The organism is Duffyella gerundensis (assembly GCF_001517405.1).
GTDB classification, from domain to species: domain Bacteria; phylum Pseudomonadota; class Gammaproteobacteria; order Enterobacterales; family Enterobacteriaceae; genus Duffyella; species Duffyella gerundensis.
This window is the reverse complement of record NZ_LN907827.1, coordinates 3,644,915-3,666,895: the sequence shown is the minus strand read 5'-3', so window position 1 is coordinate 3,666,895 and position 21,981 is coordinate 3,644,915. Positions and strand designations below refer to the sequence as shown.

Annotated in this window: 16 protein-coding genes; 13 read left to right on the top strand and 3 right to left on the bottom strand. The window is 56.9% G+C overall.

The features are described 5' to 3' along the window. Position 1 precedes the first annotated feature (1 nt). The 10 genes from dppC (at position 2) to EM595_RS16685 (ending at position 14,715) form a co-directional block, all read left to right on the top strand. The gene (gene dppC, locus EM595_RS16730; protein WP_067434747.1) at positions 2-904 is read left to right on the top strand and encodes a dipeptide ABC transporter permease DppC; all 903 of its coding nucleotides are present in this window, start codon (positions 2-4) and stop codon (positions 902-904) included. An 11-nt stretch (positions 905-915) separates the two neighbouring features. Next, a complete protein-coding gene (gene dppD, locus EM595_RS16725; RefSeq protein WP_067434744.1) occupies positions 916-1,902 on the top strand; it encodes a dipeptide ABC transporter ATP-binding protein in 987 nt (328 codons plus the stop codon). After that, positions 1,892-2,896 (top strand): dipeptide ABC transporter ATP-binding subunit DppF, encoded by a 1,005-nt coding sequence (gene dppF, locus EM595_RS16720; RefSeq protein WP_067434741.1) that lies wholly within the window; start codon positions 1,892-1,894, stop codon positions 2,894-2,896. The genes dppD and dppF overlap by 11 nt, the downstream gene beginning before the upstream one ends. A gap of 269 nt (positions 2,897-3,165) precedes the next feature. Next, on the top strand, positions 3,166-3,762 hold the full coding sequence (gene bcsO, locus EM595_RS16715) for a cellulose biosynthesis protein BcsO (protein ID WP_067434738.1): 597 nt from the start codon (positions 3,166-3,168) through the stop codon (positions 3,760-3,762). After that, positions 3,753-4,550 carry a cellulose biosynthesis protein BcsQ gene (gene bcsQ, locus EM595_RS16710; protein ID WP_067434735.1) on the top strand — a complete coding sequence of 266 codons (798 nt, stop codon included), beginning with the start codon at positions 3,753-3,755 and terminating at the stop codon, positions 4,548-4,550. The genes bcsO and bcsQ (EM595_RS16710) overlap by 10 nt, the downstream gene beginning before the upstream one ends. A gap of 89 nt (positions 4,551-4,639) precedes the next feature. Continuing rightward, entirely contained in the window at positions 4,640-6,742 is a 2,103-nt protein-coding gene (bcsA, locus tag EM595_RS16705) for a UDP-forming cellulose synthase catalytic subunit (protein ID WP_067434732.1), read from the top strand. After that, positions 6,739-9,435, top strand: a complete 2,697-nt coding sequence (gene bcsB, locus EM595_RS16700) for a cellulose biosynthesis cyclic di-GMP-binding regulatory protein BcsB (RefSeq protein ID WP_067434730.1) — start codon at positions 6,739-6,741, stop codon at positions 9,433-9,435. The genes bcsA (EM595_RS16705) and bcsB overlap by 4 nt, the downstream gene beginning before the upstream one ends. A 13-nt stretch (positions 9,436-9,448) precedes the next feature. Further along, on the top strand, positions 9,449-13,255 hold the full coding sequence (locus EM595_RS16695; protein WP_067434727.1) for a cellulose biosynthesis protein BcsC: 3,807 nt from the start codon (positions 9,449-9,451) through the stop codon (positions 13,253-13,255). Then, positions 13,252-13,695 carry a cellulose biosynthesis protein BcsD gene (gene bcsD, locus EM595_RS16690; protein ID WP_371317198.1) on the top strand — a complete coding sequence of 148 codons (444 nt, stop codon included), beginning with the start codon at positions 13,252-13,254 and terminating at the stop codon, positions 13,693-13,695. The genes EM595_RS16695 and bcsD overlap by 4 nt, the downstream gene beginning before the upstream one ends. Positions 13,696-13,707: 12 nt before the next feature. After that, positions 13,708-14,715, top strand: coding sequence for a family 8 glycosyl hydrolase (locus tag EM595_RS16685; RefSeq protein ID WP_067434721.1), 1,008 nt, complete (start codon positions 13,708-13,710; stop codon positions 14,713-14,715). Between the two features lie 162 nt (positions 14,716-14,877). Here EM595_RS16685 and bcsG read toward each other — a convergent pair whose 3' ends face one another. The 3 genes from bcsG to bcsE are packed head-to-tail and all read right to left on the bottom strand — an operon-like array spanning position 14,878 to position 18,253. Further along, positions 14,878-16,530 (bottom strand): cellulose biosynthesis protein BcsG, encoded by a 1,653-nt coding sequence (bcsG, locus tag EM595_RS16680; RefSeq protein ID WP_067434718.1) that lies wholly within the window; start codon positions 16,528-16,530, stop codon positions 14,878-14,880. After that, entirely contained in the window at positions 16,530-16,709 is a 180-nt protein-coding gene (locus EM595_RS16675) for a cellulose biosynthesis protein BcsF (protein WP_306464866.1), read from the bottom strand. Before EM595_RS16675 ends, bcsG begins: the two co-directional genes overlap by 1 nt. A 5-nt stretch (positions 16,710-16,714) precedes the next feature. Next, positions 16,715-18,253 carry a cellulose biosynthesis protein BcsE gene (gene bcsE / locus EM595_RS16670; protein ID WP_067434711.1) on the bottom strand — a complete coding sequence of 513 codons (1,539 nt, stop codon included), beginning with the start codon at positions 18,251-18,253 and terminating at the stop codon, positions 16,715-16,717. Between the two features lie 169 nt (positions 18,254-18,422). Here bcsE and bcsR point away from each other — a divergent pair, with 169 nt between their 5' ends. Genes bcsR through bcsA (EM595_RS16655) form a run of 3 tightly spaced genes read left to right on the top strand, consistent with a single transcriptional unit; the run spans position 18,423 to position 21,966 of the window. Continuing rightward, a complete protein-coding gene (gene bcsR / locus EM595_RS16665; protein WP_067434708.1) occupies positions 18,423-18,620 on the top strand; it encodes a cellulose biosynthesis protein BcsR in 198 nt (65 codons plus the stop codon). Next, positions 18,620-19,351, top strand: a complete 732-nt coding sequence (gene bcsQ / locus EM595_RS16660) for a cellulose biosynthesis protein BcsQ (protein WP_067434705.1) — start codon at positions 18,620-18,622, stop codon at positions 19,349-19,351. Before bcsR ends, bcsQ (EM595_RS16660) begins: the two co-directional genes overlap by 1 nt. Further along, positions 19,348-21,966 carry a UDP-forming cellulose synthase catalytic subunit gene (gene bcsA, locus EM595_RS16655; protein ID WP_067434702.1) on the top strand — a complete coding sequence of 873 codons (2,619 nt, stop codon included), beginning with the start codon at positions 19,348-19,350 and terminating at the stop codon, positions 21,964-21,966. Before bcsQ (EM595_RS16660) ends, bcsA (EM595_RS16655) begins: the two co-directional genes overlap by 4 nt. The last annotated feature ends 15 nt before the right edge of the window (positions 21,967-21,981 follow it).

The following is a 21,981-nucleotide window of genomic DNA, read 5'->3' as shown; positions in this document are numbered from 1 at the left end:
CATGTCAATTGTTGATCCAGCCAGCGTCACCGCTGCACCCAAGCCGATGACCCCAATTCAGGAATTCTGGCACTACTTTAAGCGTAATAAAGGCGCGGTCATTGGCCTGGTTTACGTGGTTCTGATGCTGTTAATCGCTATTTTTGCCAACGTGCTGGCACCGCATGCGCCCGCGGAACAGTTCCGTGATGCGCTGCTGCATCCGCCGGTCTGGCAGGAAGGCGGCAGCTGGAAGTTTATTCTCGGCACCGACGATGTCGGTCGCGACGTATTAACGCGTCTGATGTACGGCGCGCGGTTGTCGCTGCTGGTGGGCTGTCTGGTGGTGGTGCTGTCGCTGGTGTTTGGCGTGATCTTCGGCCTGTTGGCGGGTTACGTTGGCGGTGCGCTTGATGCAGCCATCATGCGTCTGGTCGATATCATGCTGGCGCTGCCAAGCCTGTTGCTGGCGCTGGTGCTGGTGGCAATTTTTGGTCCGTCGATCGTTAACGCCTCTATCGCGCTGACTTTCGTGGCGCTGCCGCACTACATTCGTCTGACGCGTGCTGCGGTGCTGGTGGAGATTAACCGCGACTACGTTACCGCGTCGAACGTCGCCGGTGCCGGTCCGATCCGCCAGATGTTCATCAATATCTTACCTAACTGTCTGGCACCGCTGATCGTGCAGGCGTCGTTGGGTTTCTCCAACGCCATTCTCGATATGGCGGCGTTGGGCTTTCTCGGAATGGGCGCGCAACCGCCAACGCCGGAGTGGGGCACCATGCTCTCCGACGTACTGCAGTATGCGCAAAGTGCCTGGTGGGTGGTGACGTTTCCTGGCGTCATTATTCTGCTTACCGTACTGGCATTTAACCTGATGGGCGACGGCTTGCGTGATGCCCTCGACCCGAAACTCAAGCAGTAAGAGGCTCCGAGATGGCACTATTACATGTAGATCAACTATCGGTGCATTTCGGCGACGAAAAGGCACCTTTCAAGGCGGTTGACCGCATCAGCTACGAGGTTGAACAGGGCCAGGTCGTCGGCATTGTCGGTGAATCGGGTTCAGGTAAATCGGTTAGCTCGCTGGCGATCATGGGATTAATCGATTATCCCGGTAAGGTAAAAGCAGAGAAGCTGGCGTTTAATCAGCGCGATCTGATGAAAATCTCCGAGAAAGAGCGCCGCCAGCTGGTGGGTTCGGAAGTGGCGATGATTTTCCAGGATCCGATGACCAGCCTGAATCCCTGCTACACCGTGGGTTATCAGATTATGGAAGCGATCAAGGTGCATCAGGGCGGCAATCGCCGTACCCGTCGCCAGCGCGCCATCGATCTGCTGAACCAGGTTGGCATTCCTGATGCGGAATCGCGTCTTGATGTTTATCCGCACCAGCTTTCCGGCGGCATGAGCCAGCGCGTGATGATTGCCATGGCGATCGCCTGTCGGCCAAAACTGCTGATTGCCGATGAGCCAACCACCGCGCTGGATGTGACCATTCAGGCGCAGATCATCGAGCTGCTGCTGGAGCTGCAAAAGCAGGAGAACATGGCGCTGATCCTGATTACTCACGATCTGGCGCTGGTGGCCGAAGCGGCACAGCACATTATTGTGATGTACGCCGGGCAGGTGGTGGAAACCGGCAAGGCAGTGGATATCTTCCGTGCGCCGCGCCATCCTTATACGCAGGCGCTGCTGCGGGCACTGCCGGAGTTTGCGGTCGATAAAGCGCGTCTGGCGTCGTTGCCAGGCGTGGTGCCGGGCAAATACGATCGGCCAAACGGCTGCCTGCTGAATCCGCGCTGCCCGTATGCCACCGATCGCTGCCGGGCGGAAGAGCCGCCATTACGTGATATTCCGGGGCGTCAGTCCAAATGTCACTATCCGCTGGATGATGCCGGGAGACCAACTTATGAAGCATGAAACCACTGAGCAACATTATCTGTTGCAGGCGATCGATCTGAAAAAACACTACCCGGTGAAAAAAGGGTGGTTTGGTGAAGAGCGGCTGGTGAAGGCGCTGGATGGCGTTTCGTTTAATCTTGAGCGCGGCAAGACGCTGGCGGTAGTGGGCGAATCGGGCTGTGGTAAATCGACGCTGGGTCGTCTGCTGACCATGATTGAAACGCCGACCGAAGGGCAGCTTTACTGGCACGGCCAGGATCTGCTCAAGCACGATCCGCAGGCGCAGAAATTGCGTCGGCAGAAAATTCAAATCGTGTTTCAGAACCCGTACGGCTCGCTGAACCCGCGCAAAAAAATTAGCCAGATTCTGGAAGAGCCGCTGGTGATCAACACCAGCCTGAGCAAGGCAGAGCGCAAAGAGAAAACGCTGGCGATGATGGCGAAGGTCGGCCTGAAAACCGAACATTACGATCGCTATCCGCATATGTTTTCCGGCGGCCAGCGTCAGCGTATCGCGATTGCCCGCGGCCTGATGCTCGATCCCGATGTGCTGATTGCCGATGAACCGGTCTCCGCACTGGATGTATCAGTGCGCGCTCAGGTGCTGAACCTGATGATGGATCTGCAGCAGGAGCTGGGCTTGTCTTACGTGTTCATCTCGCACGATCTGTCGGTGGTTGAGCACATTGCAGATGAGGTGATGGTGATGTATCTCGGTCGCTGCGTGGAGCGCGGCACCAAAGAAGCGATTTTCAGCAACCCGCGCCATCCTTATACGCAGGCGCTGTTATCAGCCACGCCGCGCCTCAATCCAGATGATCGCCGTGAGCGTATCAAACTCACCGGCGAGCTGCCGAGCCCGTTGAATCCGCCGCCGGGCTGTGCGTTTAACGCCCGCTGCGTACGCCGCTTTGGTCCCTGCACCCAGTTGCAGCCGCAGCTGAAACAATATGGCGACCAGCAAATCGCCTGTTTCGCTGTTGATCAGGATGAACAGCAGCAGGCAGGCTAAACAAGAAAACGGGTCACTGGCTGGCCCGTTTTTCTTTCTTTTTATATGGACGAGTCTGTACAACAGAACGCTTATTTTACTTAAGATCGACTTATTAATATCATTGCCAGATTCCCCCAATTGCCGCTTTTTCACCCGTTTATGCCGCGAAATGCCCAAGACTTCATTCTCGTTCTTCTGAATAACTTATAAGATTAATCTCACGGTTTGCACAGAATGTGCTATATTCGCCGAAAATTCCCTCTCCCTTACTGGCCAGACGTATTTGCATGAAAAATTACGATGATTTGCAGCGTTTTAAGGAAAAGACGCAGACGCAGGATATCAACTTCAGGGATATGTCAGGCCAGTCATTAGAAAACGACCAGCAGCGCTGGGCGATTATTCAACAGCTGTCTGAAGAGAAAAATCACGATGACGTGCTGGAAACCGGTCAGCGCATCGATCGTGCTCAGCCACAGCCGGTGAAAAGCGACGCCTTTACGGCGCCGGTGGTGGCGCAGCTGTTAAGCGCGCGCACCGTCAGCACCGGCAGCCTGCTGCTCGACAGCGTGGCGGCCAGTCCAAAACCAGTGACACCGCTGCCGTCGCTGCGTGCCCAGGCGGCGGTGCAGACTACGCCCGCAACCGGTTCGCTGCTGCAGCAGATTTCAGCCACCGCGGTGCCTTCGCGGCCCGCTGCACCTGCGCCGGTGGCTCAGCCAGCACCCGCTGCGGCACTGCCGCCTGTTGGCATGCCGACGCCGCCGCCTGCTGCGCCTGGCCGTTTTGGGGGATTATTCCGTACGCGTCCCGCTGAGCCGGTGATGCTGTCGAAAGAGACGCTACTCAAACCGTTACTGGAGAAGATCGCCCTATGCCGTTAGTTTGTGTTTGCTCACCGAAAGGTGGCGTTGGTAAAACCACGATGGCGGCTAATCTCGCCTGGGCGCTGGCGCGCTCCGGCAGCAAAGTACTGGCAATCGATTTTGACGTACAAAATGCGCTGCGCCTGCACTTCGGCGTTCCCTTATCTGACGGGCGCGGCTTTGTGGCGCGATCCGCTGAAAATCCGGACTGGAGCCAGGCGGTGCTGACCACCGGCGGCAACGTCTTCGTCTTGCCCTACGGCGACGTAACGGAAGAGGAGCGGGTGCGCTTCGAAGATCATCTCACGCAGGATGCGCATTTTTTACCGCGCGGCCTGAGCACGTTGCTGAATTATCCCGGCCTGGTGATTGTGGCTGACTTTCCGCCCGGCCCGAATCCGGCGCTGAAAGCGGTGGCCGAATTAGCCGATTTACATCTGGTGGTGATGTTAGCGGATACCGCCTCGGTATCACTGTTACCGCATATTGAAAATAACCGAATGATCGGCAAAGCGTTAAATAATAAAGCGGGACACTATTTCGTCCTGAACCAGAGTGATACACGTCGCAATATAAGTCGGGACGTAACGGCTTTTATGCAGCAGCGCCTCGACGATAAATTATTGGGCGTGGTGCACCGCGACGAGAGCGTGGCAGAAGCCAATGCTTCACAGCAGTCCATTTTTGATTTTAGTCCGGTTTCAGCGGCGGCTTTTGATATTGAGCTGATCGCAAGGCGTGTCGCTTCGCTATTGGACATCCAGGTTGGCAACGGAGAATTGCACGGTTCGCTGCGCTCGCGGTAAGCCGGAAAGCGGGCCGCTGTGCGGCCTGCGGATAACATTATCGCCAGCGAGCGAAATAATAATAAACATTTAGCGTTGCCAGGATCCTCATGAAAAAAATTTGGTTCTACCTGCTGCTATTGGTATTAGCGCCAATTGCGGCGGTGATCATCATTACGCCCATGGACAGCCAAAAGCAGTATATTTTTGGTTTAATCAGTATTGGTCTGCTCTTTTTATTGGGCTTCAGCAAAAGCCAAAAAGTCAGCGTGGTGATGGTATTTCTGTCGGCATTAATGTCGACGCGTTATATCTGGTGGCGCACCACCGAAACCCTGCATTTTAATTCGGAGATAGAGGCGCTGTTCGGCATCGCGCTCTATATTGCCGAGCTTTACGTGTGGGTGATTTTAATTCTTGGCTTCCTGCAAACTACCTGGCCGCTGAAGCGTACCATTGAGCCGTTGCCGGATGATATTAGCCTCTGGCCGACGGTCGATATCTATATTCCGAGCTATAACGAAAGCCTCGACGTAGTGCGCGATACCGTGCTGGCAGCGCAGTGCATCGATTATCCGCGCGATAAGGTGAAAATCTATCTGCTTGATGATGGCAAGCGTCGTGAGTTTGCGGTATTTGCCGCCGACGTTGGCGTCGGCTACATCACGCGCGACGATAACCGTCACGCCAAAGCGGGCAACCTCAATCATGCGATGAAAATCACTAAAGGCGAGCTGATCTGCATTTTTGACTGCGACCACGTTGCCACGCGCACCTTTTTGCAGGCCACCGTGGGGCCCTTCCTGAAGGATCCCAAACTGGCGCTGCTGCAAACACCGCACTACTTCTATTCACCCGACCCCTTTGAACGCAACCTGCGTGCGGCGCGCTCAATTCCTAACGAAGGTGCGCTGTTCTACGGCCCGGTACAGCAGGGCAACGACAACTGGAATGCCACCTTCTTCTGCGGCTCCTGTGCGGTGATCCGCCGTGCTGCGCTGGAAGAGATTGGCGGTTTTGCTGTGGAAACCGTGACTGAAGATGCGCACACCGCGTTGAAAATGCAGCGCCTTGGTTGGGGCTCGGCTTTTCTGGCGATCCCACTGGCGGCGGGTCTGGCAACCGAACGTCTCGGCCTGCACGTGGTGCAGCGTACCCGCTGGGCGCGCGGCATGACGCAAATTTTCCGCGTCGATAATCCGCTGTTTGGTCGCGGCCTGAAGTGGCAACAGCGTCTCTGTTATCTCAACGCCATGCTGCATTTCCAGTTTGGTATTCCGCGCGTGATCTTCCTGACCGCACCGCTGGCTTACCTGCTGTTTAACCTGAATATTATTCACTCTTCTGCATCGCTGATTTTCGCCTACGTGCTGCCGCATCTGGTGATGTCGCTGTACGTTAACTCACGCATGAACGGCCGTTTCCGTTACACCTTCTGGGGTGAAATCTATGAAACGGTGATGGCATTTCACCTGGTTATTCCGACGTTGCTGACGCTGATTTCACCCAAGCATGGCAAGTTCAACGTGACCGACAAGGGTGGCCTGCTCGATCAGGGTTTCTTTGACTTCAACATCGTCCGTCCGCATGTCATCACCGCGCTGCTGCTGACCGCGGGCATTACCGCGGGCGTGGTGCGCGCGGTGGCGCATGACTATTTTGGCGTCGATCCCTGGGTTATCGCGCTGAACGTTGGCTGGGCGATTTTCAGCCTGGTGATTCTGATGGCGGCGATTGCCGTGGCACGCGAAACCAAGCAGGTACGTAAAACCATCCGTATCGAGGTCGAAATTCCGGCCATTATTCATTACGCCAGCGGCATCTCGTCACGCACGGTGACCTCCGATTTGTCGATGGGCGGCGCGCAAATCATCGCGCCCGATCAACGTCATCTGCATGATGAAATTGAAGAAATTGATATTCTTCTGCAATCGGGTGCCATCACTATTCCGGTTAGCATCATCTCCAGCGACGACGACGTGATTCGCCTAAAGTTCGGCCAGATGCCGCTGTCGCGCCGCCGTGAACTGGTACGCGTGGTGTTGGCGCGCGCCGACGCCTGGATTCAGCCGCAATATAAGCCGGACAGCCCGCTGCGCTCGCTGTTAACCATTATTCGTACCGTGTTTGAACTCTTCTGGCTGACCTGGAAAGGGCGACGGGACAAACGTAAAACCGTTGCCGGTCAGGCGCAGGAGGATCAGGGAGCATGAAACCACGTCTGATAAAAAGTCTGCTGGTGACCTCGCTGGCGGGCAGTCTGCTGCTGAGCCACGCATGGGCGGAGAACACCGCCGTCACGCAGGACAGCGAGGCGCTGTCGCAGGTGCCGCCGCCGCCGGGCGTAGGTGCGGAAGAGCAGCAACTGCGCGCCGCCGTGGCCGCCGATCCTTATGCGCCGAACGCGGCCGCTGCGGCGCAAACCGCGCCAGACACCGCGAATGACGGTTCAGCCAGCGCGCCCGCTGTGACGCAGCCGTCCCCGACTGAGAGCGATCCTGCTGCCAGCAATCCGGCTACTGAAGCAACCAATGCCTCGCAGCCACCGGCGATGCAGACGGAGGCCAGCGCTGCGCCGCTGACTGACGACGCGCCGCAGGTGGAGCAACAGCCCGCTGCCGAGGCGTCGTCGTCCAGCGTTGATGCCGCCGCCGAAGCAACGCCAGCCATCCCCGATAGCGTCGCGGTGGAGCCGGTGCAACCGGCAATTGAAACGCCGCCTGTGGCACCCGCTATGCTGTTTCAGCCGACCAGCAGCGAAATCAGCGTGGCGCAGATGGGCCAGCCGCGTGGTATCACGCTGACCGGCGGCCAGTTGCAGTCAGGCATTGTCTTTACGCTGCCCGCCGATCAGGTCATCACCAACGCCCGGCTGATGCTGTCACTGCGCGTCTCTACCGCGCTGGCTGCCCGCAACACCTCGCTGCAATTGATGCTTAATGGCCAGCCGTTGGGTACGCTGCCGCTGGGCGCTGCCGACAGCGACGTCAGTGATTATCAACTCGATATTCCGGCGGCGATGGTGGTGTCCAGCAATAATCTCAGCTTCAAAATCAACGATGCCGATAAGCTGCTGTGCGAGCGCGACAGCGCCACGCAGAACCGCGTCACCATTATGCCGACCACGCGTCTGTTGCTGGAAGGGCAACAGCTCAACACCGGCACCCGCCTGCGTAATTTTCCGCGGCCGTTTATCGATCCGATGCAGATGACCGAAGCCAGCGTGCCGATGGTGTTTCCAGCGGCAGCCGATCCGGCGCAGGTCAGCGCGGCGGCGATGGTCGCTTCCTGGCTGGGCATTCAGGCGGATTATCGCGGCGCCCGTTTTCCGGTATTGCGCGATCGCCTGCCGGAGAAAAATGGCATTGTGTTTGCGCATCCCGGCGACAAAATTGGCGTGCTCACCGTGCCTGCGGGCAACGTAGCCAGGCTGATGATGATCGACAACCCCAACAACCCGATTTACAAGCTGATGCTGGTGATCGGCAGTGATGATGAGCAGCTGCGTCAGGCGGCGTATCGTCTGGTCAGCCAGCCGCTGACCACCGATGCCGCGTCGCTGACCGTGGTGACCGCCAATGTGCCGCAGCGTCAGGCGTATGATGCGCCGCGCTGGATCAACACCACGCGACCGGTGCGCCTCAGTGAACTGCTGCGCACCGATCAGAGTATGACCACTAACGGATTGTGGCACGATGCGCTGCGCGTGAACTTCCGCGCTGCGCCCGATCTCTTTCTGTGGGACGGTGACGCCATTCCGGTGCAGCTCAACTATCGCTTTCCGGCGGAAACCTGGATTGACGAAAATAACTCGTATCTTAATGTCATGCTCAACGGCACGTTCCTGCGCAACCTGTCGGTTAACAAACTCGGGCTACTGGAAGATGCCTGGCGCCGCCTGGGCGGTGACGCGCGACAGGAAGCGTATCGTCTGGAGCTGGATCCCTATCTGATTTACGGCGATAACCAGCTGGCGCTGTACTTCAATATTGCGCCTAAAGCGGACGCGCCGTGCGGCGTGCTGCTGAATAACAATATCAAGAGCCGCATTGAGGAAGATTCGTTTATCGACCTGAGCCATACGCGACACTTCGCGATGTTGCCTAACCTGGCCTATTTCGTCGGCGCATCCTTCCCGTTCTCCCAGCTGGCGGACTATTCCCAGACCACGCTGCTGCTGCCGGAGAAACCCAGCGACAGCGAAATCAGCACGCTGCTCGATCTGGCCAGCCGTTCCGGTAACGCCACCGGCGTGGCGCTGTATCAGAACCATGTGCTGTTTGGCATTCCACAGGGCGGCACCTCGCTGACGCGCCTGAAAAATAGCGATGTGCTGGCGGTCTCTACCGTGCAGCAAAGCGCCTTTACCCGCGCCATGCTGGCTAAAAGCGATTATGACGCCAGCGGCACCACGCTGGGCGTCAAGGCGCCGGGCGTGCTGGATAAGATGCGCAGCTGGCTCACCGGCGACTGGTCGCGGCAGCAGCTCGATGCCGATCGCTATTTTTCTTCCAACGAAGCCTGGCGCGGCTTTGTCAGCTACGCCTCGCCGTGGAACGCCGGTCGGCTGGTGGTGATGTCTATCGCTACCAACGATGCGCAACTGCTGCGTTTGCACAGCGATCTTAACGCACCGGGGATTAACGCCGGGATTCGTGGCGATACCGCGATCATCACCGATGAAAACGGCATTCGCAGCTTCCGCGTTGGCCCCCAGTCGCCGCGCGGCGAAATGCCCTGGTACATGATGGTGTTCTGGTATGCCAACCAGCACAGCGTGCTGTTAGCGCTGAGCGCGTTGCTGTTGGCAGCGATTGCCGGTAGCGCCACCTGGGTTATGTTGAAACATCATGCGCGTCGTCGTTTGCCATCGCAAAACGACAACCAGCAGACCGGTAAGAAGTAAGGAAAACCTAATTATGAAAATCACTTTCCTCAATGCCGGTATCAAACAGGCGCTGCTGTTCGGCGGTGCGCTGGCGCTGGCGCAACCGGTGCTGGCAGCTGACAGCAGCAATCCGGCGCTGCAGGCGCTGTTTGATCAGGCATCTTACTGGCATCAAAAAGCCCATGACGACCTGGCGATGCAGTCGCTGCAAAAAGTGCTGATGGTGGAGCCGGGCAATACGCAGGCGCTCTATTTACTGTCGCTGTATGCGCAACAGGGCGGTGATAACACCGCCGCTGCCCAGTGGCGCTCGCGCCTGAAAGCGGTATCGCCAAACGATCCTCATCTCAGCGAGCTGGATAATGCCCGCCAGATGCAGTCGATTCCCCAGGCGCAGCTCAGCCTGGCGCGTCAGCAGGCGCGCAGCGGCAATATTGCGGCCGCGCTGCAAACCTGGCGCAATACCTTCACCGGCAATGAACCACCGGCCAGCGTGGCGGCAGAATATTATTTGACCATGGCGGGCGATCGCACCTTGCTGCCACAGGCGGTGGAAGCATTAAGGCAGTTTGCCAGTCAGCATCCGCAGGACACCGGCGCGAAGCTGGCTCTGGGCAAGGCGTTGACCTATCAGGAGTCGACCCGACGTGAAGGATTACCGCTGCTCGGCGAACTGGCGAGCGGTAATCAGGATGCCGATCGTTCGCTGCGTCAGGCGCTGCTCTGGTTAGGACCGCAGCCGGGTGACGCCGCGATCTATCAAACCTGGCAGCAGCGTCACCCGCAGGATAATGCGGTGATGGAGCACTATCGTAAAAATGTCGGCGGCGCTGAAAAAGGTCAGGGTTTTACCGCTCTGAACAGCGGCGACGTCGCGGGCGCACAGAAGTCATTTTCTACCGTGCTGCAGGCCAACCCGGAAGATGCGGATGCGTTAGCCGGTATGGGCTATGTGGCGCAGCGCGGCGGCAACTATTCACAAGCGGCAGATTATCTGGAGCGCTCGGCGAAGCTGGGCGGCACAGAAGGTGAGTCACGTCAGCAGCAGGCGGGCGATGCGCGTTTTTATGCGCAGCTGGCGGCGGCGCAACAGGCGCTGAAAAACGGCGACAGCGCGCAGGCGCTGACCCTGAGCGAACCGCTGGCGCAGGTCAGCGGAGAGAAAGGGCTGGCGGCGAAGCTGTTCCGCGCTGATGTGCAGCGTCGTAGCGGTGCATTTGCGGACGCGGAGCAGACCTATCGCGCGGTATTACAGAGCGACAGTGACAACCGCAATGCCAAAGAGGGGCTGTTCTATGTGCTGCGCCAGCAGAACCGTGGCGAGGAGGCGAACAGCCTGCTGGCTTCGCTGCCCGATAGCGTACGACAAAGCCTGACGCCGCGGGGCAACAATCCCAGCAGCGATCCGCTGCGTCAGCAGGCCAAAAAAGCGCTGGCCGCCGGTAATCCAACGCAGGCGATCGCCCTGTTGCAGCAGGGCATTGCTCGCTTTCCTGCCGACGGCTGGCTGCGTCTTGATCTGGCACGCATTTATCGCCAGCAGGGCGATAGCGCTATGGCGGCCAGCGTGATGCAGCCTGCGTTGCGTGACAACGCCAGCGTTAACGAGCGGTACGCCGCAGCGATTAACGCCAGCGAAAGTGGCGCCTGGCAGCAGGCAAGCACGCTGCTGTCACGCATTCCTGCTGCCAGCCGCACCGGCGAGATGCGGGCGCTGGCAGAACGGGTGAATTTTAACCTGCAGATGAGCACCGCCGATCGTTATCTGGCGCAGGGCGACAACGCCGCGGCGGCGAATACGCTGAAAGCGCTGGCGATGTCACCTCCGGCTAATCCAGTCGATGCCGGTAATCTGGCCGATCGGCTGGCGAAGGCGGGCGATCTCACTTCTGCCGTCGCGGTGGTACATAACAACATGCAGCGCGGCGTGAAGGGCAATGCCGGTGATTATGCGGCACAGATGGCGGTGCTGAATCAGGCCGGTTTAAGTAGCGAGGCGCAATCTTTCCTCAGCAGCCCGGAACTGCAGGCAAACAGTACGCCGTCTCAGCTGGCGAGTTTGCGTAACGGCTATGTGATCAACGAAGCCGACCGCCTGCGCGAGCAGAAACAGTATGCCGCGGCCTACGATAAGCTGGTGGGTGCGCTGCAGCACGATCCGCAGAACCCGGAGCTGATGTTCGCCATGGCACGCCTCTATCAGGCGGGCAAAATGAATAAAGAAGCGGGCGTGGTCTACGACTATCTGATGACGCGCGATACGCCTAATCAGGATGCCCGCGTAGGCGCTATCGACGTGGCGCTGGCTAATCACGATCTGGATAAAGTGGCCCGCCTGCGCAATGGCCTGCGCGCGACGCAGACGCCGGATCGCCTGCTGCTGCTGGCTCGGGTGGAAGAGGCGCAGGGCAATCACAGTCAGGCGCTGGCCTACTTGCGCAGCGCACGCGGTCAGCTGATTGGCCTGCAGGGTACACAGAATGGCGCAACGCCGACCATCGGTGGCCTGGCGCTGAGCGACAATCCGTTTATCAACCGCAGCACGCCAGTAGCGAAGGCTTCGCCGTCGAGCTACGGCAGCGTATTGCCGTGGCAGCAGACACCGCTGGCCACCGGCGGTGAAGGTGAAGCAGTAGTGGATAACAGCGCCGTGGCGCAGCAGGGCCGCACGCTGCACCAAATTGACAGCATGATGGAAGAACTGCAAACGCGCACCGGTAGCTGGGCGCAGGCGGGCGTGCAGGTGCGCGGCCGCGATGGCGAATCGGGCCTCAGCAAGCTCACTGAAGCGAAAGCGCCGCTGACCTGGTCAAGCGTGCCGTTTGGCGACTCACGCGCCGAATTTACCGTTACGCCAGTGACGCTGAATGCTGGTAGCGCAGCGGGCAACGCCTGGCAGCGCTTTGGCACCAATGCCCTGACGCAGTCGCAGGTAGTGGCCAACGGCAGCGCTACGCTGAATGACGTGCCCGCGGCCACCACCGAATCGCAGCAGGCATCCGGCGTTGAAGTGGCGGTGGCACTGAAGAGCGACAATTATAAAATTGATCTCGGTTCCACGCCGCTTGGTCAGGATCTCAATACGCTGGTGGGTGGCATTCAGTGGTCGCCGAAGCTAACCGACTTCCTGACGCTGGTGCTCACCGGTGAGCGGCGCTCAATGACCGATAGCCTGCTTTCTTACGTGGGAGCCACCGACAAAACCAGCGGTAAATCCTGGGGGCGGGTCACCAAAAATGGTGCCAGCGCGTTGCTCAGCTATGATAACGGCGATGCGGGCTATTATCTCGGCGCCGGTGCGTACAGCTATCTCGGCGAGAACGTTGCCAGCAACAACAGCCTCAACGGCAGCGCCGGGGTCTATCTGCGTCCGTTCCACGCCAGCGATCGCGAGCTGAAAACCGGCATTAATCTCAGCTGGATGGATTTCTCGAAGAACCTCAGCTATTACAGCTACGGTCAGGGCGGATACTTCAGCCCGCAGGATTACATCAGCGTTTCACTGCCGGTGGAATATTCCCGTACCTATGATGATTTGAAGATGAACGTCGGCGGCGCGGTGGGCTATCAATCCTATTCCCAGGATCGCAGCGCATTGTTCCCGAATAATCCCGATCTGCAGTCGGCAATGGACAATGCCGTGGCCAATGGCTTTGCCAAAGAGGCGTACTACTCCGGCGGCAGTAAAAACGGCATCGGCTATAACCTGCACGCCGGTGCGGATTATAAAATATCGAAAGATGTTACCGTCGGCGGTCAGCTCGGCTATGACACCTTTGGTGATTACAACGAAAGTACCGCGAATCTGTGGTTCCGCTATATGTTCGGAGATAAATGATGGCACAGGATTATGGCGCACGGCCGCAACCGGGTTGGTTTGATCTGCTGAACCTGATGATTAGCGGCATGATCGACAATGCCGGAGAAGCGGAAAGCCAGGCCTTTTTACACAATATTGGCGAGCAGCTGGCGGGACGTTATCCCTTGCCTGCCGCGCGCACCGTGCAGGATCTGGAAACCCAGATTAACCTGGTGCTGGCGCGCTTTAACTGGGGATTCGCTGACCTGCAGCCGCAGGAAGGCGCAATGCTGATTCAGCATCTCGGCCTGCCCGGCAGCGATGGCACTCAGGAACAGGCGCAGTTTCAGGCGGCGCTGAGCGCCGTGCTCTGTGGGCTTTATGGGCGCTGGCTGCGTGAGCAGGGTGGCAGCGCAACCGTTCCTGTGATCTGCGAGAGCACCGCACAGGATTCAACACTGACTTTTCGCTATCAATAAGGTTGTTACGTCATGCAGAAATGGATCCGGCATAAGTGGGTAGCGTTAATGATGATCATGCTCTGTAGCGCGCAGGCCGCGGCCAGCGAAGGCTGGGAGACCTATAAAAGCCGCTTTTTGCAGGCGGATGGTCGCATTATCGATACGGCTAACAAGAACGTCAGCCACACCGAAGGTCAGGGCTATGCGATGCTGCTGGCGGTACATTATAGCGATCGCGCCACCTTCGATAAGCTCTGGCAGTGGACCAATACCACGCTGCGCGACAAGCAGAACGGGCTGTTTATCTGGCGCTATAACCCTGCCGCAGCGAATCCCACGGGAGATAAAAACAACGCTTCCGACGGCGATATTCTGGTGGCGTGGGCGCTGCAACGGGCGGCGGAAAAATGGCAGAACCCGGCATATCAGCAGCAGTCTGATGCGATTCAGAAAGCGATTATTGCTCATGATGTGATTCGCTACGCGGGCCGTACGGTCATGCTGCCGGGCGCGCAGGGATTCAATAAAACCAGCTATGTGGTGCTGAATCCATCTTACTTCCTGTTTCCGGCGTTTCAGGCGTTTGCTAAGCGCAGCCATTTACAAGTGTGGACCACGCTGATTAACGACAGCTTTGCGATGCTCAGCGATATGCGTTTTGGCACCAGTGGGCTGCCGCTGGATTGGGTGGCGATGAACGCCGATGGTTCAATGGCCCCGGCTACCGGCTGGCCGCCGCGCTTCAGCTACGATGCGATTCGTGTGCCGCTTTATATCGCCTGGTATGATGCGCAAAGCCTGCGTCTGGTGCCGTTCCAGGCGTTCTGGCAACACTATCCGCGTCAGGCGACACCCGCGTGGATCGATGTGCTCAGCAACACGCCAGCGGGCTATAACATGAACGGTGGTCTGCTGGCGGTGCGTGATTTAACTATGGGTGAAACAACCTATATTAACGATCGGTTGCCTGCTGACAGCGATTACTACTCAGCCAGTTTGCAGCTGTTGACCAATATGGCGTATGAAGAGAGCCGGTAACCGCGGTGATATTCCGCCTTACGAGCTGGCAGGCGTAAAGGCTCAGGACGCGCGCCTTTGACGGTAGCGTGCCCTGGAACCTGTTTTACCGCTGATAGCGCTAATGCTTCATTAAGATAGTCACCCGACCTTTCTCCCGCCTGCGAGGCGGGAGAAAGGGGATTAGTTGGGATAGGGCACCCAGTCACCACCGTTAAGGCGAATCCAGGGTTTGCCCTGATACATGATGACCACCGCGTTATCGTTTTCTGATACGACCGGCGTTTGGGGCAGATTTTGCGTTAACACGGACATGTTGATGTTAGGCGCGTTGAATACCTGACCGTCAACCACGCGGGAGACTAACTCGGAAATCGCCAGCAGGCTGGTGGGCGTCTCAACGGCCAGCGCCTGTTCCTGATGCGGCGCTTTCATGCCGACAAACTTAATGCCCACGGGCACATGCGTAATATCGGGGCTGGGAATATCGCGCAGGCCTGACATCTGCATTTTGTCGCCTTTCAGGGCGGCGCCGTGTTCCGGCACCACCAGCACCATCACCCGCCGACCCGATTTTTCGAGATTGTTCAGGAACGTATCCAGCTGATCGAACAGCACCTGCGCCCGCGGTGTCCACGGCGCGGTCTGCGTTGAGCCGCGCTCACGGGTACCGTCATGCAGCGGAATCAAATTATAAAAAGTCGCCGTGCGCGGCTCGCTGCTTTTCAGACGATCGTCCAACCAGCGTTGCATCAATTGCCCATCATTGAAGACCGGTGAGCCATCAAATGAGGTCAATTCCGGAGAGATACCCGCCTGTGACATCAGTGGTGCCTGGATATCACCAAAATCACGTAGTTCCTGCAAATAGTTACCAAACACGCCGGTGTGATCCATCATCAACTGCTCTTTGAAACCGAGTTTTGCCAGGTTATCAAACAGATAACAGCTCTCCTGCGTGGGTTTATAGAGATCGCTGTGCGACGTCTGACCGCAGCTGGCGCGCAGCAGACGGATTCCCGCAGGGCCACTGTAACCGGTGGCACCATTGAAATTGTTAAGCAGAATGTCAAAGTGCTTCCACAGCGGATGCGAACGCAGCTGAGCGTAATCTATATCCGACCACGCCAGCGAGCAGACGTTGATCACCAGAATATCAAACGGTTGCGAATCAGCAGGCAATGTCGTTGGAAAGTGCGTATTGCGCTGTCGTTCATGCTCATAAAAACGGTTCAGCCAGGCGGTCAGGTTGGCGCTGGTGGGCGGTGCAGTATCATCCAGCGCGGTAGGTACCGCACCCGCCGGCGTGCTGGTTTTTAATACCACGGGTGGCGTTGTGCTGCTGCCTGGCAGCAGCGAAAAGGCCGGGCCCGCCAGATTGACAATGTTTAACCAGAGTAGCAGCAGCGAAACCAGCACGGTAATGCGGATCCATTGCGAGACAAACAGATAGATCACCAGCATGACGAACATGGCGCCGACCATCTGCCAATTGATAAAGCGGTTAAGCAGATCGAGCAGGTAGTTTGGCGAGAAGCCAGCCAGCTGATTGCCCTGACTGAGCAAGCTTTCCCAGCCCGGCAGCCAGGTATCGTGCCATAACAGCGCAAAACCTATGGGCAGGGAGATCAGCTGGCGCAGACGATGCAGCCGCAAGCTGGGCAACGGAAAAATCAGCCAGGCGAGAAACACCAGGTTGGTTAGCGCATGGAAATTAAGATAACCAAACCAGAGCAGCGCAAATTTCAGGAGAAAATAGAAATTCCAGCCGCCTAAACCGCGCCAGTGAGACCATCGGGAAGGCGAGTGTGCGTCAGGCGCGTTCACATCATTCATTAATCATCTTCATCCATTTTGGTGGTTTTTCGCTGCCAGGTTCCCTCATATTTCAACGCGCGCGGCGCTAACAATCGCCAGGAAATGTTGCGCCAGCCAGCAGGCAGCCAGCGGGCATAGAGCGGTCGAAAAACTAAAAGGAGTAGCAGCAGTACGATAAGGATTTGTACGGCGTCCATCAGGCTCATTCGCTTTCAACCTCATTCTGCAACAGCGTGACGGGCTGGGGATGAATACGTGGCTGCTGGCTGACCGGCTGTTTGATAACCGGTGCCAGTGTCGGTAGCGGCAGGTCATGCCACGCTCCGGGCGCATCGTTCATCTGACTGATTTCTGTAAGAATTTGAGCATCCTCGAACCACACCAGCCGGTTGGAAAATATCTCATCGTGCGGCAGGCGAAAGATTGAACGCAGCGCTGTATCCAGATCGCTGTAGCGACAAGATGAGAGGAAGAGACAGATGCGTTGACCCGTCAGGGTTGCCAAATCGCCATAGCGACGCGGCTTGCATAAGGCGATCAGCTGTTCTGCTTTCATGCCAGGCACCGGACGCAGCGCCACCAAAAGTCCTTTGCCGTTCTCAGGCAAGACGGTGTTACTGACCAGTCGCCTCACCGCATCGCAGAAGGCGTCGAGTGACAGGTAGCCGCGCTCCTGCAGCGGCTGCATCGCGTTTTTCAGCAGGGTCAGATCACCGGGAATATGGCGACTCCAGATCTGCCCCTGAATGCCTTCCAGCGCGCTCAGAAAACGTGACAAACTGGCGCCGTGCGGCACAATGACGTTGACGCCACAGGCCAGCAGCAGACGCTCATCGCTGTAACGCAGGCTGGTTTGCATTTCGCGCAGCACAATTTTCAATCCACTGCCGCGGGTCAAACGCAGGCCATGAATATACTCTGCCAGCTCGTTGATTTGCTCATTGCGTGCAAGGCTAAAAATAACGGTGGCCGTGCTGGCTTGCTGCGCGCGAGAAAATACCTGTGCGTTACTTTCATATAATAACCACTGCTTTGATAAAGGTGGTGCCCCTTCCAGAACCTGCTGCTCGGCAATATAATTATTCTCATCGTTTAACGATAAAGGCTGATTTTTCTCACTTTGTGGTAGCGCGGTAAAACGCTCCTGCGTTAGCGTGAGACGAACCGCGCGGTCAGCGATTAAAACATTATTATAATTCCACCAGCTAATACGGTACTGCCAGCTATCCTGTTGATGATCGATATGTGCGGCCCCATCCAGCTGTCGGAAGCAATGCTGTAAATGATTGCGTAAGTGACTAATTTCAAAACCGGTGGTGAGGATTAATAGCGTTATTTTTTGCGTTATTAACCGTCGTCTGGTTTTTTTCAGCCAGTCAGATATTTCCTGTCCGGATAATGTGTTCCAGTGAGATACATCACAGTAAAATACCATCAACCCACTTTTGCTGTTGTGAATGCGCATCAGGTCATCACTAAGTTGCAGCAGGCTTTTTCGGTTTTTTTTAAGCGAATACATGGGGATGCGATCTGGGCCTTCCGCTGGCACCGGCTGAAGTAGCCGTTGTGGTTTTTCAGCTGAGCTGATCAACGTTAATGCCTGCTGGCTGGCAATAACCTGACGAATAAAGGTGCGGCCATCTTCTTCACGCGTGGCGGTAACCCAGTAACAACCGGGCGTATCCATCATGATAAATTCGCTCTGAACCTGTTTAAGACCGAGTGACCAGGGTTTTTTCATATTTTTTTCACGAATCGATTGATCCAGGCTAGTTTATTATAGACAGTCACATCCTGGTAAATGTTATTTTTACTTATGGCACAGGCAACCTGTGTCACTATGCTCGGTTTCTTCCCTGAATGAAAATAATAGAAAAAGTGCTGGAAAGAAACGCAATGGGTGAAAGGTAATGAAAAAAGAAAATACACTTACGGTGGTTGCCGGTTCGGGTGAGGCACAGGATGATATCAGTACGCTAAGCAAGGCATTTTCTCTGCACGCTTTTCATTATGTTGATATAGCACGTCATGAGCGGTTGAAAAAAATGAACGAACGCTGGCCTTTGCTGGCGGAATTAACACAGCTTCATTCTGAGAATAATCACTGATGTCGATTATTGCCCTACAAGGGTTACGCGGTGGCACCGGCGCAACAGCGATAACGGCGGCATTGAGTTGGGCGCTGCATGCGCTGGGCGAAAGCGTGCTCGCCGTCGATCTGTCACCGGTGAATCAGCTGCGCATTCATTTCAATATGCCGGTTCAGCATACACGCGGCTGGGCCTTATCCGCGGCCGTCGATGAGAACTGGCGGCAGGGCGCAATGCGCTATCATCCCGGCCTCGATTTTGTGCCCTTTGGTCTGCTGAATGATAAACAACATCAACGTTATCTGCTCAATAAGTCAGCATGGCAGCAACCAATGATTGATGACATGGTGGCCCTGAAGGCACGCTACCGCTGGATATTGTTCGATGTACCGGCAGAAGCGGATGCGACCTTTGCGCCGCTACTGGCGCAGTGCGATTGTCAGTTGCGTATTTTCACCGCCGACGCTAACTGCCATCTGCGATTGCATCAGTCAAATTTTGCCGATAACTCCCGGTTTCTGATTAATCATTTCAACGCAGGCAGCTTGCTACAACAGGATTTGCACCAACTGTGGATCGACTCGCTGCGCAATTTGATCCCGTTGATCCTGCATCGCGATGAGGCGATGGCCGAAGCCTTGCTCAACAAACAGCCGGTTGGCGAGTATCGTCCTGGGTCGTTAATCGCTGAGGAAGTGGTGACGCTGGCAAACTGGCTGCTGCTGCATGTACAGGAAAAAGTGGCATGAATCCGCTGCGCTGGCTGCTGGTTCCGCCTGCCTGGCAGGCGCTTAAAAAGCGTTATGACCTGGCGCAGATGCACGGTGCTTCGTCACTGGCGTCGTGGCTGCACTGCCTGTGGTGCGCACTTGGCTGGGCGTTGCTGCGCTTTGAATCGCCTGGCTGGCAGCAGATTATTGCCCGACGTCGCCAGCTATGGCCGCATATTTCTCCCGAGCGCCCGCAGCCACTCGATCTGTTGCGCTATCTGGTACAAAGCCTGTGGTTGATCATTACGCTGCCGCAGGACAGCAGTCCGCGTAGCCAACGCCTGCGCGTGAATGCCTTTCAACCGCTGTTTCGCTGGCGACAGCGTTTTTATCTCTGGCTCGATACACTGCCACAACGGGTGGAATCGCAGGGCACGCATGCACGCGTTGAGCGGCGACTGCGGCAATTGTCGCCCTTGACGCGCCGCCTGTTATTTTTAACCGCATCGCTGTTGGCCGGTCTGCTGGCGCTGCTCTGTATCTCCCAGCCTTTCGATCTGCTGACACAGTTTATTTTTGTGCTGCTGTTGTGGAGTATGGCGATGGTGGTAAAGCGGGTTCCTGGCCGCCTGCCTACGTTGATGCTGATCGTGCTCTCGTTAACCGTTTCATGCCGCTATCTGTGGTGGCGCTATACCTCAACGCTGAACTGGGACGACCCGCTAAGCCTTACCTTTGGCCTGTTACTGATTGCGGCAGAAACCTACGCCTGGGTAGTGCTGGTTCTGGGCTATTTTCAAACCATCTGGCCGCTTAATCGTCAGCCGGTTAGCATGCCCGGCCCACCTGAAAGCTGGCCGACCGTGGATCTACTGATACCCACTTACAATGAGCCGATGAGCGTGGTTAAGCCGACCATTTACGCCGCGTTGGGCATCGACTGGCCACGCGACAAACTTAACATCTGGCTGCTGGACGACGGCAACCGGCCAGCGTTTCGCGAGTTTGCTGAAGCTGTCGGCATCGGTTATGTGGCACGTGCTACCCACGAACACGCTAAGGCGGGCAACATTAATAATGCACTGCGCCACCATTGTCGCAGTGACTATGTCTCTATTTTTGACTGCGACCATGTGCCAACGCGATCGTTTCTGCAGATGACCATGGGCTGGTTCATGAAGGACAAAAAGCTGGCGATGCTGCAAACACCGCATCACTTCTTTTCGCCCGATCCCTTTGAACGTAACCTGGGCCGTTTCCGCCGGACACCCAATGAAGGCTCGCTGTTTTATGGGCTGGTGCAGGATGGTAACGATACCTGGGATGCCACGTTTTTTTGCGGCTCCTGTGCGCTACTGCGCCGTGACGCGTTGGATGAGATTGGCGGCATCGCCGTAGAAACGGTTACCGAAGATGCACATACCTCTCTGCGCCTGCACCGCAAAGGACATACCTCCGCCTATATCCGCATTCCCCAGGCTGCAGGATTGGCAACGGAAAGCTTGTCAGCGCACATCGGCCAGCGTATTCGCTGGGCTCGCGGCATGGTGCAAATTTTTCGGCTCGATAACCCGCTGTTTGGCAAAGGGCTGAAGTTGGTGCAGCGCCTCTGTTACGCCAATGCCATGCTGCATTTCCTTTCGGGCATTCCGCGATTGATCTTCCTGCTGTCGCCGCTGGCCTTCCTGCTGTTCCATGCCTATATCATCTACGCACCGGCGCTGGCGATCGCTATCTATGTACTGCCACACATGCTGCATACCAGCTTAACCAACTCGCGTATTCAGGGGCGCTGGCGTCACTCTTTCTGGAGTGAAGTCTATGAAACCGTGCTCGCCTGGTATATCGCCCGTCCCACCACGGTCGCGCTGTTTAATCCGCACAAAGGGAAGTTCAATGTCACCGCTAAAGGCGGCCTGGTAGAGGAGCAACATCTCGATTGGGTTATCACTAAACCCTATATTTTTCTGGTGCTGATTAACCTGGCGGGTGTGCTGTTCGCCTTCTGGCGGATGAAATACGGTCCGGCAAATGAGGTACTAACCGTTTGGGTTAGCCTGGTCTGGGTGCTCTATAACATGGTGATTCTGGGCGGAGCCGTCGCCGTTTCCGTTGAGGCCAGGCAGATTCGTGAGGCGCATCGCGTTGAGATTGCGATGCCAGCGGCGTTGGGTCGCAGCGATGGGCATATGGTGCCCTGTACGCTGCGTGATTACTCCGATGGGGGTGTTGGCGTTGAGCTACGAGAGGCGAACAGCCTGCGTGAAGGGGAAAAAGTGACGCTGCTGCTACGCCGGGGTCAGCAGGAGTTCACGTTTCCCTGTTATGTGCAGCGCGTCTTCGGACATCGTGCGGGTATCCGGCTGCATGAACTGACCACCGAACAGCATATCGATTTTATTCAATGTACTTTTGCCCGTGCGGATACCTGGGCGCTATGGCAGGACGGGTTCCCGGAAGATCGTCCGGTACAAAGCCTCGCCGATATCATGGTGCTTGGGTTCAAAGGCTATGTGCGGCTGGCCGAATATGGGCCTGTGCCGCTGCGCAAATTATTTCGTGCCCTGACGCAGCTGGTGCGTTGGCTGGCTTCTTTTATGCCGCACGGTACCGGCAGGACGCCTGCGGGTCGCGTCGTGACAGAACAATCCTGATAGTGATGAAACCTG